Consider the following 13754-nt stretch of genomic DNA (forward strand, 5'->3'; position numbering starts at 1 on the left):
CTGGGATGTGCCACGAGTGGGCGGGGGCGGTGGCTCCCGCCCGTCAGGCCGACGCCAACTCCCGTTCCAGCGGCGTCCGGAAGCGCGGTGTCACCCGGGTCGGGCCCACCCAGGCGTGCAGCCGCGTGATCTCCGCCTCGATCGCCTCCCGCGCCTCGCGGCCCGCACCCTCGGTGTCCAGCAGCCGCCAGACGATCTCGCCGTCCGGCCGCTGGGCCCACCCGCCGACGATCCGCCCGCCCCACCACACGGTGGGCCCGATGTTCCCGCTGCGGTCGAAGAGCGCGGACCGCAGCTCCGGCGGGCAGTACCAGTCCCGCTCCTGCCATCCCATGGCCGTCGGATCCAGGGCGGGCAGCAGCGCGGCCCACGGCTCGACCGCCCCGACCGGCTCCACGGCGTCGGCGAGGACGTACCCGACGCCCTCGCCCACCGACACGGTCACCGCCCCGACCGCCTTGAGCGCGGCGCGTACGTCAGTGACCTTCCAGCCCGTCCACCACTTCAGGTCCGCCTCCGTGGCCGGCCCGCACGCGCCGAGCCACCGCCGGACCAGCTCCGACTGGGCCTCGGCGACCGGCAGTTCGGGGGAGGGCGGGGCCACGGCCCACCGGAACTGCGTGGACGTCCACGAGCCCAGCGGCCGTCCCCGTACGACCCGGCCCTCGACCCCCAGCACCCTCCACAGCCGCGAGGAGACGGTGTGCACGCCCTCGTAGCTCTTCCCCGCCGCGTACGTGAACTGTTCCCTCAACCGGGGCTCGTCCTGGGACAGTTCCACCGCGGTGGCCTCCCCGCGCCGGGCCAGCGCGGCCAGCGCCGACGCCTCCACCTCCGCGAGCCACCGCGCGTCCGGTGCCCCCGCCTTGGCCATGTCCTTGATCAGCGCGGCCCGCGCCCGGGCGGCGACGGTGAGCCCGGTGGACGCGTGCACGACCGGAACCAGCCCGGTGGGGAACACGAACACGGTGTGCCGCATGCCGTGCATCCGCACCAGCGTCCGGTCCTCGTACAGCGCGCGTTCCGTCTCCGGCACGGTCTTCGCCGCGTCCGCCAGGCGCGCGCCCACGGCGAGGAAGACGCTCGCGGGATCCGTCCCGTGCAGTGCCACCAGCGACTCCGCGACCTCCTCCGGCGACTCCGCCCGCGCGGTCCCGGCCAGCCGCTGCCCGACAGCCAGCCGGGCCCGCCGCTCCGCCACCTCGATGTACCGTCCCTGTCCGCTCACTCGGCCCCCTACGTCGTCCCGTAGCCGTACCGTGCCGTGTTCTGTCCGGCCCCGCCCCTGGATTCTCGCCCCGAGCGACGATTTCTTTCGACTTCAGGAGTTCTGTGAGCGTTCGCCACCGGACTCCGGCGTTATTCGTTTCCGTCGGGCAGGCATCACCCGGCACTCTGAGGGCTACTCTCAACGCACCGACGGACGGGTGCCCGCCCCCAGCGCCGCGTCGGACATCTCAAGGTCCCAACACCCACGCACAAGGAGACCCATCATGGGTACCTTGATCATTTTGGCGATCCTCGCTCTGGTCGTCCTCGGTTTCAACAACCCCGTCTGGTGGCTCGCCGGAGCCGCCCTGCTCTACCTGAACTTCCGTTACGGCCGCACGGGCCAGGGGACGACGGGCTCCTCGTCGGCACGCGGACCCTCGGGTTCGTCGCCGCGCGGGGACAACGACTACCGCGCGTACCGCCAGCGCCGTGACCAGCAGGCCAGGTGGGAGCGCCGCTACCGCCGCGAACACCCCTGGACGACCCGCCAGAAGCGGAACTAGCCCAGGCCCGGCGCTCCCCACAGCGGGAACCACCGGCCCAGGTCCTGCTCCACCCGCAGGTCGTTCCCGAGGGCCGCCCTGACCTGCAGTTCCAGCGCGTTGTCGCGCCGCTCGCCGTCCCCGGGCAGCGGCGCGAACGGGTAGAAGGTCCCGCGCTTGTAGAGATAGACGAGCCCCAGCCGCCGCCCGTCGCCGTGGTGGAACCCGACCACCGAACACAGCAGTTGCGGGCCGAACCCGCTGCCCTCCAGCGTGCTGTTCACCGCGTGCAGATCACCGACGAGCGCGGGCAGATCCTCCGGCTCCCGCCGCGACACCAGCCAGGTGTACCCGAAGTCGTCTCGGCTCACCTCCACCGGCGGCTCCGAGTCCGCGTCGAGCAGCTCCCGCACTTCCTCCCGTACGTCGTCGAAGGCGGCCCCCTCGACGGACGCGAAGCACACCGAGCCGTGCCCGGTCGGCGTGAACCCGGCCGCCGCCTCCAGTGTCACGGCCGCCGACGGCAGCCCGAAGAGCTGGTCGAGATCGGGCGCGACGGGCCTGCTGCGGCCGAGGAGGATGTCGAGGAACCCCATGCTCAGCGGGCCTTCCCGGGGGCCGGCGCCTCACCCAACTCGCCGGAGATACGGCCGAGTTGATCAAGCCGGTCCTCCAGGCTCGGGTGCGTCGACAGCAGCGAGGAGAAGAGCCGCCGGCCGCCCGGCACGGCACCGAACGCGGGCGTGAAGTAGAAGGCGTTGAAGGCCTGCGCGGTCCGCAGATCACGCGTGGGGATCTTCGCGATGTCCCCGGTCAGCTTGGTCAGGGCGGAGGCCAGCGCCGAGGGACGCCCGGTGAGCATGGCCCCGGCCCGGTCGGCGGCCAGTTCGCGGTACCGCGACAGGGCCCGGATCAGCAGGAAGCTGAGCGCGTAGACGGCCGCCGACACCGCCATCACCGTCATCAGGACGACGACCGTGTTCTGGTCCTTGCGCCCCCGACCGCCGAACACCTGCGAGTAGAGGGTGAAGCGCACGACCAGCCCGGCGAGCACTCCCAGGAACGAGGCCACGGTGATCACCGCGACATCGCGGTGCGCCACATGCGACAGCTCATGGGCGAGTACGCCCTCCAGCTCGGCCGGGTCGAGTCGGCGCAGCAGCCCGGTCGTGACGCAGATGGCGGCGTGGTCGGCGTTGCGCCCGGTGGCGAAGGCGTTCGGCATCTCCATGTCGGAGACGGCGACCACGGGCTTCGGCATGTCGGCGGTCGCGCAGAGCCGGTCGATCACCCCGTGCAGCTGCGGATACTCCTCGCGCTCGACGACCCGCCCGTGCATCGCGTACAGCGCGATCCGGTCCGAGAACCAGTACTGCGCGCCGAGCAGTGCCGCGGCGACGACCACGACCAGCACCCAGGACTTCAGCAGCACGATCAGCGCGGCCACGAAGGCCACGTACAGCAGCCCGAGCAGGAACAACGTGACGCCCATCCGCGCGGTCAGCTGCCGGTCGGCCTGGAAGCGGCTCTGCATATCGATCACCTCGAAATCGGGCACTCGTCCCGATTCCAGTGTGCACCCGGGTATTTCCACGAATGGATCCGGATCAGTCCTCCACCAGGCAAAGAACGACAAAGCCCTGTCACCGCCCGAGGGCGGTGACAGGGCTTCGCTTCGTCAGCCGTTCGTCAGCCGTGACGCGCTACGCGTACGTGTCGGTCACGGAGCCGATCACACGTCGTAGTAGAGCTCGAACTCGTGCGGGTGCGGGCGCAGCTGCAGGGGAGCGATCTCGTTGGTGCGCTTGTAGTCGATCCACGTCTCGATCAGGTCGGGCGTGAAGACGTTGCCCGCGAGCAGGAACTCGTGGTCGGACTCGAGGCGGTCCAGGACGGCCGGGAGGGAGGTCGGGACCTGGGCGACGCCCGCGTGCTCCTCGGGGGCCAGCTCGTAGAGGTCCTTGTCGATCGGCTCGGCCGGCTCGATCTTGTTCTTGATGCCGTCGAGACCCGCGAGCAGCAGCGCCGAGAAGGCGAGGTACGGGTTGCCGGAGGAGTCGGGCGCGCGGAACTCGACGCGCTTGGCCTTCGGGTTCGAGCCCGTGATCGGGATACGCATGGCCGCGGAGCGGTTGCGCTGCGAGTACACCAGGTTGATCGGGGCCTCGAAGCCCGGGACCAGGCGGTGGTACGAGTTCACCGTCGGGTTGGTGAAGGCCAGCAGCGACGGGGCGTGCTTGAGGATGCCGCCGATGTAGTAGCGGGCGGTGTCCGACAGGCCCGCGTAGCCGGCCTCGTCGTAGAACAGCGGGTCGCCGTTCGTCCACAGCGACTGGTGGACGTGCATGCCCGAGCCGTTGTCACCGAAGATCGGCTTCGGCATGAAGGTCGCGGTCTTGCCGTTGCGCCAGGCGACGTTCTTCACGATGTACTTGAAGAGCTGGAGGTCGTCGGCCGCGGCGAGCAGCGTGTTGAACTTGTAGTTGATCTCGGCCTGGCCGGCGGTGCCCACCTCGTGGTGCTGGCGCTCGACCTGGAGGCCGGACTTGGCCAGCTCCAGGGAGACCTCGGCACGCAGGTCGGCGAAGTGGTCGACCGGCGGGGTCGGGAAGTAGCCGCCCTTGTAGCGGACCTTGTAACCGCGGTTGTTCTCGACCGCACCGGTGTTCCAGGCGCCGGCCTCGGAGTCGATGTGGTAGAAGGACTCGTTCGCGCTGGTCTGGAACCGCACGCTGTCGAAGACGTAGAACTCGGCCTCGGGGCCGAAGTACGCGGTGTCGGCGATGCCGGTCGACGCGAGGTACGCCTCCGCCTTCTTCGCCACGTTGCGCGGGTCACGGGAGTACTGCTCGCCCGTGATCGGGTCGTGGATGAAGAAGTTGATGTTGACCGTCTTGTCGCGGCGGAAGGGGTCGACGCGCGCGGTGGACAGGTCGGCGCGGAGCGCCATGTCGGACTCGTGGATGGCCTGGAAGCCGCGGATGGAGGAGCCGTCGAAGGCCAGTTCCTCGGTCGGGTCGAAGGCCTCTGCCGGCAGCGTGAAGTGCTGCATCACACCCGGCAGGTCGCAGAAGCGGACGTCGACGAATTTGACGTCTTCGTCCTTGATGAACTTCTTGGCCTCGTCGGCGTTCTGGAACATCCAGCTCCTCCTACTCCCGACCATGTCCGACCGGGGTGGTAGTTCGTTTGTGCGGCCAGTGCGGTGGCACACGCTGAGCCCGACCTTAGGGACGGGTGATTTCTCAAGCGTGACCCATTTGTTTCGCCCAAGTTAACCGGACCCGGCCCGGAACACCCCACCTGTACGCATGCCAAAACGGGCGCAGTACCGTGGACGGGTGGACAACAGGCAAGCAATCGGATCGTGGCTCTCCGGACCCCGCGCGGCGGCGGAGGAAGCCGGTGCCGACTTCGGATACCGCGGCGAGCAGCTGGGTCTGCCCGAGTCGGGCCCCGGCTCGATCGCCCGCCCGGGAAGGCGCCTCGGCGCCCTCGCCGTGGACTGGGGCCTGTGCCTCTTGATCGCATACGGCCTGATCACCGACGGCTACGGCCAGGCGACCGGCAACTGGGCTCTGGCCGTCTTCTTCGTCGTGAGCGTCCTGACCGTCGGCACGATCGGCTTCACCCCGGGCAAGCGCCTGTTCGGCCTCCGCGTCGTCGCCCTGGACACCGGCACGGTCAACCCGCTCCGAGCTCTCCTCCGCACGGCCCTCCTGTGCGTCGCCCTCCCCGCGCTGATCTGGGACCGCGACGGCAGGGGACTGCACGACCGCGTGGCCCGCACGGTCGAGCTCAGGACCTGACGGTCCCGTTCGGCGGCGTACGGGCCAAGGCCGTACGCCGCGGCCGATGTCGTACGACGAAGGGGGCGCCCGGATCACTCCGGGCGCCCCCTTCGTCGTACGGGAGGAGGAGCTACCTCATCTTCGGGCCGCCGCGCGGCATCCGCATTCCCTTGGGCATCGGGCCCTTGGGGAGGGGCATGTTGGACATGAGGTCACCAAGGGCGCGCAACCGGTCGTTGGTCGCGGTGACCTGGGGGCCGGACAGGACGCGGGGCAGCTTCAGCATCGTCGTGCGGAGCTTCTTGAGCTCGACCCGGCCCTCGCCCGTGCCGACGAGGATGTCGTGCACCGGCACGTCCGCGACGATGCGGGCCATCTTCTTCTTCTCGGCGGCCAGCAGGGTCTTCACCCGGTTCGGGTTGCCCTCGGCGACCAGGACGATGCCGGCCTTGCCGACGGCCCGGTGGACCACGTCCTGGCTGCGGTTCATCGCCACCGCCGGGGTTGTCGTCCAGCCGCGCCCGACGTTGTCGAGTACCGCGGCGGCCGCACCCGGCTGGCCCTCCATCTGCCCGAACGCCGCACGCTCGGCCCGGCGTCCGAAGACGATCGCCGACGCGAGGAAGGCGAGCAGGAGGCCGAGAATGCCGAGATAGATCGGGTGACCGATCAAGAAGCCGATCGCGAGAAAGACACCGAGGGTGCCGATTCCGACAGCCGCGAGTACAAGACCGATCATCTTGTCGGCCTTGCGGGTCATCTTGTAAGTCAGGGCGATCTGCTTGAGTCGCCCGGGGTTCGCAGCGTCCGCTGCGGATTCCTTCCTCGCCATGCCGTGAAGTCTACGTGGCGTGGGAAGCGCCGACGACGGCGGTGCCGGGTCGGACCCGGTTCAGGGGCGACCGGTGAAGCTCTGCTCCAGGACGTGCTGCGTCTCGACCCGGTCCTTGGCGCGGCGGCGGTCCTCCAGGACGGAGGTCCAGGCGTTGCGGCGGGCGGTGCGCTGGCCGCTGCTCAGGAGCAGTGACTCGACGGCACGGAGTGCATCGCTGAACGACGGAATCGCTGTGGCGCGTACGGGAGCGGTCTGCATGATGGTGGTCCCCCCTCGGGATGGCGGCTCTGGCTAGGGCTCTACGTGGCGTAAGACCAGGGTCACTGAATGGTGTTACCAGGGCGTGACCGACCGGTCAAACGCCAATGAAGCCTTGATGCGCGGGCCGAAAACACTGACGCGGCCCTGATGGGGCCCCCATCTGCGGGGACGGTCAGGACCGCGTCGTATTGGCCACTACTGGCGGGTAGTTACTTGTGCTCGGATTCACACGCTTGGGTGGCACTGCGTGCCATCCCGCAGGTCGCGCGACGTGTCGCGCGACCCCCTCTCGCCTCGTCTCAGACGGCCTGTGAAGCGACGTACGAGCCGCGCTTCTCGATCGCCATCTGGTACAGGCGGCCCGCGCGGTACGAGGAGCGGACCAGCGGGCCCGACATGACTCCGGAGAAGCCGATCTGGTCGGCCTCCTCCTTCAGCTCGACGAACTCGTGCGGCTTGACCCAGCGCTCCACGGGGTGGTGGCGCACGGAGGGCCGCAGGTACTGCGTGATGGTGACGAGCTCGCAGCCGGCCTCGTGGAGCTGGCGCAGGGCCTCGCTGACCTCTTCACGGGTCTCGCCCATGCCGAGGATCAGGTTCGACTTCGTGACCAGGCCGTAGTCGCGGGCGTCGGTGATGACCTTCAGCGAGCGCTCGTAGCGGAAGCCCGGGCGGATGCGCTTGAAGATGCGGGGGACCGTCTCGACGTTGTGCGCGAACACCTCCGGCCGGGAGGAGAAGACCTCGGCCAGCTGCTCGGGGACCGCGTTGAAGTCGGGGGCGAGGAGTTCGACCTTGGTCCGGCCCTCGGCGCGGTCCGTGGTCTGCGCGTGGATCTGGCGCACGGTCTCGGCGTACAGCCAGGCGCCGCCGTCCTCCAGATCGTCGCGGGCGACGCCCGTGATGGTCGCGTAGTTGAGGTCCATGGTGACCACGGACTCACCCACGCGGCGGGGCTCGTCGCGGTCCAGCGCCTCGGGCTTGCCCGTGTCGATCTGGCAGAAGTCGCAACGCCTCGTGCACTGGTCGCCGCCGATGAGGAACGTGGCCTCGCGGTCTTCCCAGCATTCGTAGATGTTGGGGCAGCCCGCCTCCTGGCAGACCGTGTGCAGGCCCTCGCTCTTCACGAGATTCTGCATCTTCGTGTATTCGGGGCCCATTTTCGCCCGGGTCTTGATCCACTCGGGCTTGCGCTCGATGGGGGTCTGGGCGTTCCGGACCTCCAGGCGCAGCATCTTGCGTCCGTCGGGTGCGACTGCGGACACATCGGCTCCCTGTAGCTTCGATTCTTCGGCGTACACCAGGGTACGCCCGTTCGCTTCTCGGCCCCCGGGGTGGGCAACCTTCGGGACCGGGGGTGCATTCCCGCCTTTCGGGGACTCCGCCCCCGAACCCCCGCTCCTCAAACGCCGGAGGGGCTGGTGGTGAGAGCCGGCTCCACCTCCCGCGGCCTCAACTCCGCGTTCCCGAGGACGTCCCGCAGGTGCCGCTCGGCCACCGGCAGGACCTCCGCGATGGTGAGGTCGCGGCCCAACTCGTGGGCGAGCGACGTGACACCGGCGTCACGGATGCCGCAGGGGATGATCTTGTCGAAGCTGGACGTGTCGGGGTTCACGTTCAGTGCGAAGCCGTGCATCGTGACGCCCTTGGCGACCCGGATGCCCATGGCGCAGATCTTGCGGTCCTCGCGCCGCTGCCCCGCGTTGGACGGCGCGTACTCGGGCCCGTCGAGCCGGGGGTCGAACTCCTCGTCCGCCAGCCGGGGGTCGAAGTCGAGGGAGAGCCCGCCGAGAGAGGGCCGCTCGGCCACCGGGTCGCCCAGGACCCAGACACCGGCCCGCCCCTCCACCCGGCTCGTCCCGACGCCGAACTCGGCGCAGACCCGGATCATCGCGTCCTCCAGGCGGCGGAGGTGGGCGACGACGTCGACCGGGCGGGGAAGTTTCTGGATCGGGTAGCCGACCAGCTGCCCCGGTCCGTGCCAGGTGATCTTGCCGCCGCGGTCCACGTCGACGACCGGCGTGCCGTCGAGGGGCCGCTCACTGTCCGCCGTACGCCGGCCGGCCGTGTAGACCGGCGGGTGTTCCAGGAGCAGACAGGTGTCGGGGATCTCGTCCTGGAACCGGGCCGTGTGCACACGGCGCTGCTCGTCCCAGGCCTCCTGGTACTCGACGGCGTCCGCACCGAAACCCATGCGGACGAACCGCAGCTCACTCACGGCAAGCGCCTCCCTGAAGAGTCGTAAGGCTCATAACAGCCTCACGCCACTGTACGTCCGGTCGAACCTCGTCAGCCCTGGGGGCAATCCTCACACGATCGGATGAATGCGCGTCGAAGTGTGCGATCGGGTGCTTACGGACCGCTACATTCGCGCCGTTCACGAGGCTTTCAAGGGCTGCTCAAGGCATGGCGGCCGACCTCGCCCGGGCCTGTTCCCGCAGGCCCCCAGCCCGGAAGGCAGGAGTTCGCACCGCAGATGACGGAACGACCCGCGCAGCGCACCCCCAACCGTCAGCTCGCCGCACTAATCGCAGAAGCGGGGTTCTCCAACGCGGGGCTAGCCCGCCGAGTGGACCAGCTCGGCCTCGAACACGGGCTCGATCTCAGATACGACAAGACATCCGTGACCCGCTGGCTGCGCGGCCAGCAGCCAAGAGGCACCACACCCGCGCTGATCGCCGAGGTCTTCACCCGCCGCCTCGGCCGCAGGCTCACCGCCCAGGACCTCGGACTCGACGCGTGCGCCCCGGTGTACGCCGGGCTCGAATTCGCGGCCACCCCAGAGGAGGCCGTCGACATCGTCGGCGGACTGTGGCGCAAGGACTCCGGCAGTCACGCGGAGCTCCGCAAGATCGCGTTCACCCCGGCGGGGCTCGTCGTGCCCAGCCGGGACTGGCTGATCGGCCGGGCCGACGACCGGGTGGGCCGCGGCGACCCCGGTGCCGTACGGATCCCCGTACAGGGCCGCCCGGCCGTGCCCCGGCAGCGCGCACAGACCGAACGCGGCCCCGGGCAGCGGGTGACCGCGGGCGACATCGCGGCGCTGCGCTCGGTCGGGGAACTGTTCCGCACACTCGACAACGCGTACGGCGGAGGGCACGCCCGGCAGGCCCTCGTGCGGTACCTGGAGCACGAGCTGGAGCCGATGCTGCGCGGCACCTACGGGGAGCAGACGGGGCGCCGCCTGTTCGCCGCCGCGTCCGATCTGACCCGCCTGGCGGGCTGGACCTCGTACGACATCGCCGCGCACGGACTGGCCCAGCGGTACTTCGTACAGGCGCTGCGGCTCTCGCAGGCGGCGGGGGACCGGGCGTACGGCTCGTACGTGCTCGTGACGATGAGCCGGCAAGCCGTCTATCTGGGGCACGGCCGGGAGGCGGTGCAGCTGGCCCGGGTCGCCCAGCAGGGCGTGGGCTCGTCGGCCCCGCCCGTCGTCCAGGCGCTGCTGTACGCGGTCGAGGCGCGGGGGCACGGGGTGCTCGGCGAGGTGCGGGCGGCCACGGCCTCGCTGGTACGGGCCGAGCGGGCCCTGGAGACCGCCCGACCGGGGGACGAAGTGCCGTACTGGGCGCGGTTCTTCGACGAGGCGCAGCTCGCGGACGAGTTCGGGCACTGCCACCGCGACCTCCAGCAGTACCGGGCGGCCGCACAGCACGCCGAGCGGTCCCTGCAGTTGCGGGCCCCCGGGTACGCGCGCAGCCGTCTCTTCTGCCGGGTCGTCCTGGCCTCGGCGCGGCTCGGGCTCGGCGAGCTGGATCAGGCCTGCCAGCTGGGTGCCGAGGCGGCGACGCAGGCTTCGGAGATGCGGTCGGTGCGGGCGGTGGAGTATGTGCGGGACTTCGAGCGACGGCTCGAACCGTACAAGGACGCGGCGCCGGTCAGGGGGTACCGCGACAAGGTCGCCGCGCTCGGCTGAACGGCACCGCCGGATGGGGCGCGGTGGATGGGGTGGAGGTCCTGCCCCGCGGGGCAGGACCTCCACCCCCTGGCTCTCGTACGCCTACGCGGCGGTCGAGGCCGTCAATGGGGGCGCCGTGGGCGCCGAGTCGACGCCCAGGTCCGTCAGGAGGGCTGTTGCCGCTCGGTGGCCCGAGTGGAGGGCGCCCTGGACGGTGCTGGTGTCGCGGTGGTCGCCGCAGACGTACAGGCCGGCGAGGAGGCGGACCGGGCGGCGGAGGTCGTGCGGGGGCGGCATCGCGGGGACCGCGTCGGGGGTGTGGTGGACCGCGAGCAGTTCCCAGCGGTGCGTGGCGGTGCCGTAGAGGGCGGCCAGGTGGGCGCGTACGGCCCGGTCCGTGTCCGCGGGGGGTGCGCCGAGGATCGTCGAGGAGATCAGGGCGCGGCCCACGGGGGCGCGGGTCGGGTCGACCTGGCTGATGACCGCGGTGTGGGCCACCGGGCCCCGGCGGTCCGCGTCCAGAAGCAGCGCGGGCTCCGTCAGGGGTGGCTCGTCGGCCGTGTGGTGCACCACGGTGAGCTGGTGGAACGGCGGCACCCGCAGGCCCGGCAGCAACTCGGCGGCGGCGTGGGCGTCGGTCGCCACCAGGATGGCCCGGCAACGCAGTTCGCCGTGGTCCGCCGTCGTCACCGAGGTCGTGGACACGGACGTGACCCGCACTCCGGTGCGGACCGTCCCGGGCGGCAGGGCTGCCGCCAGCAGCTCAGGCAGCGTGTCGGCGCCGCCCTCCGGGACGCACAGCCGGCCGGAGGCGAAGGCGCGCAGCGCGAGGTCCGCGCACCGGCTCGACGTCGTCAGATCCGGATCGCAGAGCAGCGCGGCCAGCAGCGGGCGCAGAAACCCCTCGACCGTACGGGCCGGCATGCCGCGGGCCGCGAGCGCGCGCCCCGCGGGCCGCTCGGGCCGGGCCAGCAGCCGTTCCACGGGGACGGTCGCGATCCGTCCGAGGGCCGCGGCGAGCCGGGCCTGGTCGAGGGCGCCGCCGAGCGGCGGGAAGGCCCGCGACACGGGCGGCACGGCGGTCGCCGGTATCTGCCTGACCCTGCGAGGGGGGCTCACCAGGGCGCGCGCCGCGTCGAGTGCGCCCCGTGCGCCCCCGGCGCCTGCGGGCTCGCCGGCCCGGTGGACCCTGCCGTCGGCGTGGACGAGCACGCCGGGGGCGAACGGCCGCAGGGCGAGCCTGTCGAGGCCCGGGGTCAGCCGCAGCTCGGGATAGGACGTGGAGAGGAGCTGGCCGATGCGGTCGAGACGGAAGCCGTCGACCTTCTCGGTCGTCATACGGCCACCCACGTAAGGGGCGGCCTCCAGGACCACGGTCATTACACCTGCGCTGTTCAGCCGATGGGCGGCCGCGAGTCCGGCGACTCCGGCTCCCACGATGACGACGTCCGCCTGATACGCGGGCTCAAGCACGTGCCCCTCCCCGAGGTCGCGTGACTGCCGGGGGCGTGATGCCCCCAACGGGCTTCAGGAATACCCGAGTTCGGCACGAGGGTAGGGCCGCCGACGGTCAGTGGAAGTCGCGCATGAACAGGGCACGGTCGCACACGGGTCGCATGGGTCGGTCCCGTCGGCCGGGGACCCGGCGGAGCGCCTGCCCTAGCGAACCGCCCGGATCGCCTCCTCGATCCCCGGAAAGGCGAAGGTGAACCCCGACTCCAACAGCCGGGCCGGCAGCACCCGTTGGCTCCCCAGCACCTCCTGCGCCATCTCCCCGAGCACGAGCTTCAGCACGGGCGCGGGCACCGCGAAGACCGCGGGCCGGTGCAGCACGCGCCCCATCGCGGCCGTGATCTCCCGGTTGGTGAGCGGCTCCGGAGCCGTCAGGTTGAAGGGTCCTGACAGCGACTCGGAGTCCAGCAGAAACCGCAGCGCGGCCACGTGGTCGTGCAGCGCGATGTAGCTCCAGTACTGCCGCCCGTCGCCCATCCGCCCGCCGAGCCCCGCCTTGAACAGCGGGAAGAGCCGTCCCCAGGCGCCGCCCTTCGCGGCCACCACCAAGCCGGTGCGCGCGAAGACGGTCCGTACGCCCGCCTCCTCCGCGGGAGCCGCCGCCTCCTCCCACTCGACGCACAGCGAGGGCAGGAACCCGATCGCGGGAGGCGCGCTCTCGTCCACGGCCCGCTCGCCGGTGTCTCCGTAGATGCCCATCGCGCTGCCGTTCAGGAAGACGCGCGGCGGCCGGTCGAGCGAGGCGACGGCCTCCGCCAGCGCGGCCGTGCCGAGCAGCCGGCTGTCCCGGATCCTCCGCTTGTACGCGTCGGTCCAGCGGCGGTCCCCGATGCCGGCGCCCGCGAGGTTCACCACGGCGTCGCAGCCGATGAGCCCCGCCGCGTCGACGTACTGCCGTTCGGGGTCCCACTCGACCTCGTCCTTCGCCCGGGGCGTACGGCGCACCAGCCGCACCACCTCGTGCCCGTCGGCGGTCAGCGAGCGCACCAGGGCGCTGCCGATGAGGCCGGACGCGCCGGCCACGGCGATTCGGGAAGTCTCCATGGCCCCATCCTCCGCCGTCCGCCCCGGGAGCGTTGCGCCGAGGGGTGTCCGGCATACCGGACGGTGTCGCGGGCGCCGGTCGTAAGATCACGCCATGCCTGAGCCGTCCATACGCACCGCCCGGCCCGACGACGAAGAGGCGCTGGGCCGTCTCGACCGCGCGATCTGGTCCTACCAGCACGCCGTCAGACCTCAGGACCAGCCGCCGTACGAGCCGTTCTTCAACGAGCGCTTCGGCCCCCGCGACCACCTGGTGGCGGAGCTGGCCGGGCGCGTCATCGGCTATGTACGGCTCGGCTTCCCCACCCCGCTCGTCTCGAACGCGCACGTACGGCAGATCCAGGGCCTCGCCGTCGCCGAAGAGGCGCGCGGCCACGGCGTGGGCCGTGCCCTGATCCGCGCGGTCGTCACCGAGGCCCGCCGCCAGGGCGCCCTGCGGATCACCCTGCGCGTCCTCGGCCACAACACCCCGGCCCGCGAGCTGTACGAGTCGGAGGGCTTCGTGGTCGAGGGGATCCAGCCTGGGGAGTTCTACCTCGACGGGGAGTACGTGGACGACGTACTCATGGGGCGCGGCCTCTGAGCCCGAACGGACCGCGGTCTCCGGGCTGTTCGGGCTTCGGGCTGCGGGCTTCCGGCCGGTCCGCGCGCCGGCTCCC

General features: G+C 71.2%; 14 protein-coding genes. 4 read left to right on the plus strand and 10 right to left on the minus strand.

Going from position 1 to position 13754, the window contains the following annotated elements; all coding sequences use genetic code 11:
• Positions 1 to 43: 43 nt before the first annotated feature.
• Positions 44 to 1228, minus strand: coding sequence for a winged helix DNA-binding domain-containing protein (locus ACH4YP_RS43985; protein ID WP_398496940.1), 1185 nt, complete (start codon positions 1226 to 1228; stop codon positions 44 to 46).
• A 265-nt stretch (positions 1229 to 1493) separates the two neighbouring features.
• Between ACH4YP_RS43985 and ACH4YP_RS43990 the strand changes: the two genes are divergently transcribed.
• The gene (locus ACH4YP_RS43990; RefSeq protein WP_361061194.1) at positions 1494 to 1775 is read left to right on the plus strand and encodes a hypothetical protein; all 282 of its coding nucleotides are present in this window, start codon (positions 1494 to 1496) and stop codon (positions 1773 to 1775) included.
• Here the strand turns inward: ACH4YP_RS43990 and ACH4YP_RS43995 are convergent.
• From ACH4YP_RS43995 to glnA, 3 genes are all read right to left on the minus strand, one after another.
• Complete coding sequence (locus ACH4YP_RS43995; RefSeq protein ID WP_361061196.1) at positions 1772 to 2350, minus strand: hypothetical protein; 579 nt, start codon at positions 2348 to 2350, stop codon at positions 1772 to 1774. The genes ACH4YP_RS43990 and ACH4YP_RS43995 overlap by 4 nt on opposite strands.
• 2 nt (positions 2351 to 2352) lie before the next feature.
• Entirely contained in the window at positions 2353 to 3288 is a 936-nt protein-coding gene (gene htpX, locus ACH4YP_RS44000; RefSeq protein ID WP_361061215.1) for a zinc metalloprotease HtpX, read from the minus strand.
• Positions 3289 to 3486: 198 nt separating this feature from the next.
• Complete coding sequence (glnA, locus tag ACH4YP_RS44005) at positions 3487 to 4896, minus strand: type I glutamate--ammonia ligase (protein ID WP_361061197.1); 1410 nt, start codon at positions 4894 to 4896, stop codon at positions 3487 to 3489.
• 199 nt (positions 4897 to 5095) lie between these two features.
• Here glnA and ACH4YP_RS44010 point away from each other — a divergent pair, with 199 nt between their 5' ends.
• A complete protein-coding gene (locus ACH4YP_RS44010) occupies positions 5096 to 5563 on the plus strand; it encodes an RDD family protein (protein WP_361061199.1) in 468 nt (155 codons plus the stop codon).
• A gap of 112 nt (positions 5564 to 5675) precedes the next feature.
• Here the strand turns inward: ACH4YP_RS44010 and ACH4YP_RS44015 are convergent, their stop codons facing one another.
• From ACH4YP_RS44015 to lipB, 4 genes are all read right to left on the minus strand, one after another.
• Positions 5676 to 6377 carry a DUF4191 domain-containing protein gene (locus ACH4YP_RS44015; RefSeq protein WP_361061201.1) on the minus strand — a complete coding sequence of 234 codons (702 nt, stop codon included), beginning with the start codon at positions 6375 to 6377 and terminating at the stop codon, positions 5676 to 5678.
• Between the two features lie 60 nt (positions 6378 to 6437).
• Positions 6438 to 6638, minus strand: coding sequence for a hypothetical protein (locus ACH4YP_RS44020; protein WP_361061203.1), 201 nt, complete (start codon positions 6636 to 6638; stop codon positions 6438 to 6440).
• A 302-nt stretch (positions 6639 to 6940) separates the two neighbouring features.
• Positions 6941 to 7906 carry a lipoyl synthase gene (gene lipA, locus ACH4YP_RS44025; protein WP_361061205.1) on the minus strand — a complete coding sequence of 322 codons (966 nt, stop codon included), beginning with the start codon at positions 7904 to 7906 and terminating at the stop codon, positions 6941 to 6943.
• A gap of 137 nt (positions 7907 to 8043) precedes the next feature.
• Positions 8044 to 8859 (minus strand): lipoyl(octanoyl) transferase LipB, encoded by an 816-nt coding sequence (gene lipB / locus ACH4YP_RS44030; protein WP_398496943.1) that lies wholly within the window; start codon positions 8857 to 8859, stop codon positions 8044 to 8046.
• Positions 8860 to 9117: 258 nt separating this feature from the next.
• Between lipB and ACH4YP_RS44035 the strand changes: the two genes are divergently transcribed.
• Positions 9118 to 10557 carry a hypothetical protein gene (locus ACH4YP_RS44035; RefSeq protein ID WP_055616296.1) on the plus strand — a complete coding sequence of 480 codons (1440 nt, stop codon included), beginning with the start codon at positions 9118 to 9120 and terminating at the stop codon, positions 10555 to 10557.
• A gap of 84 nt (positions 10558 to 10641) precedes the next feature.
• On the opposite strand, the gene ACH4YP_RS44040 is transcribed toward ACH4YP_RS44035, so the two are convergent.
• Positions 10642 to 12012: an NAD(P)/FAD-dependent oxidoreductase gene (locus ACH4YP_RS44040; protein ID WP_398496945.1), complete on the minus strand. Its 1371-nt coding sequence runs from the start codon at positions 12010 to 12012 to the stop codon at positions 10642 to 10644.
• 186 nt (positions 12013 to 12198) lie between these two features.
• The gene (locus ACH4YP_RS44045; RefSeq protein WP_398496947.1) at positions 12199 to 13095 is read right to left on the minus strand and encodes a TIGR01777 family oxidoreductase; all 897 of its coding nucleotides are present in this window, start codon (positions 13093 to 13095) and stop codon (positions 12199 to 12201) included.
• Positions 13096 to 13189: 94 nt separating this feature from the next.
• On the opposite strand from ACH4YP_RS44045, the gene ACH4YP_RS44050 reads away from it, so the two are divergent.
• Entirely contained in the window at positions 13190 to 13678 is a 489-nt protein-coding gene (locus ACH4YP_RS44050; RefSeq protein WP_361072382.1) for a GNAT family N-acetyltransferase, read from the plus strand.
• The last annotated feature ends 76 nt before the right edge of the window (positions 13679 to 13754 follow it).

This window comes from Streptomyces sp. NPDC020747, assembly GCF_044334695.1.
GTDB lineage: Bacteria > Actinomycetota > Actinomycetes > Streptomycetales > Streptomycetaceae > Streptomyces.

Excerpts from the sequence above, each read along its gene's own strand:
- ACH4YP_RS43990 (WP_361061194.1), top strand. The coding sequence starts at position 1,494 with ATGGGTACCTTGATCATTTTGGCGATCCTCGCTCTGGTCGTCCTCGGT.
- htpX (WP_361061215.1), bottom strand. The coding sequence starts at position 3,288 with ATGCAGAGCCGCTTCCAGGCCGACCGGCAGCTGACCGCGCGGATGGGC.
- ACH4YP_RS44050 (WP_361072382.1), top strand. The coding sequence starts at position 13,190 with ATGCCTGAGCCGTCCATACGCACCGCCCGGCCCGACGACGAAGAGGCG.
- glnA (WP_361061197.1), bottom strand. The coding sequence starts at position 4,896 with ATGTTCCAGAACGCCGACGAGGCCAAGAAGTTCATCAAGGACGAAGAC.
- ACH4YP_RS44020 (WP_361061203.1), bottom strand. The coding sequence starts at position 6,638 with ATGCAGACCGCTCCCGTACGCGCCACAGCGATTCCGTCGTTCAGCGAT.
- ACH4YP_RS43995 (WP_361061196.1), bottom strand. The coding sequence starts at position 2,350 with ATGGGGTTCCTCGACATCCTCCTCGGCCGCAGCAGGCCCGTCGCGCCC.
- ACH4YP_RS44015 (WP_361061201.1), bottom strand. The coding sequence starts at position 6,377 with ATGGCGAGGAAGGAATCCGCAGCGGACGCTGCGAACCCCGGGCGACTC.
- ACH4YP_RS44045 (WP_398496947.1), bottom strand. The coding sequence starts at position 13,095 with ATGGAGACTTCCCGAATCGCCGTGGCCGGCGCGTCCGGCCTCATCGGC.
- ACH4YP_RS44035 (WP_055616296.1), top strand. The coding sequence starts at position 9,118 with ATGACGGAACGACCCGCGCAGCGCACCCCCAACCGTCAGCTCGCCGCA.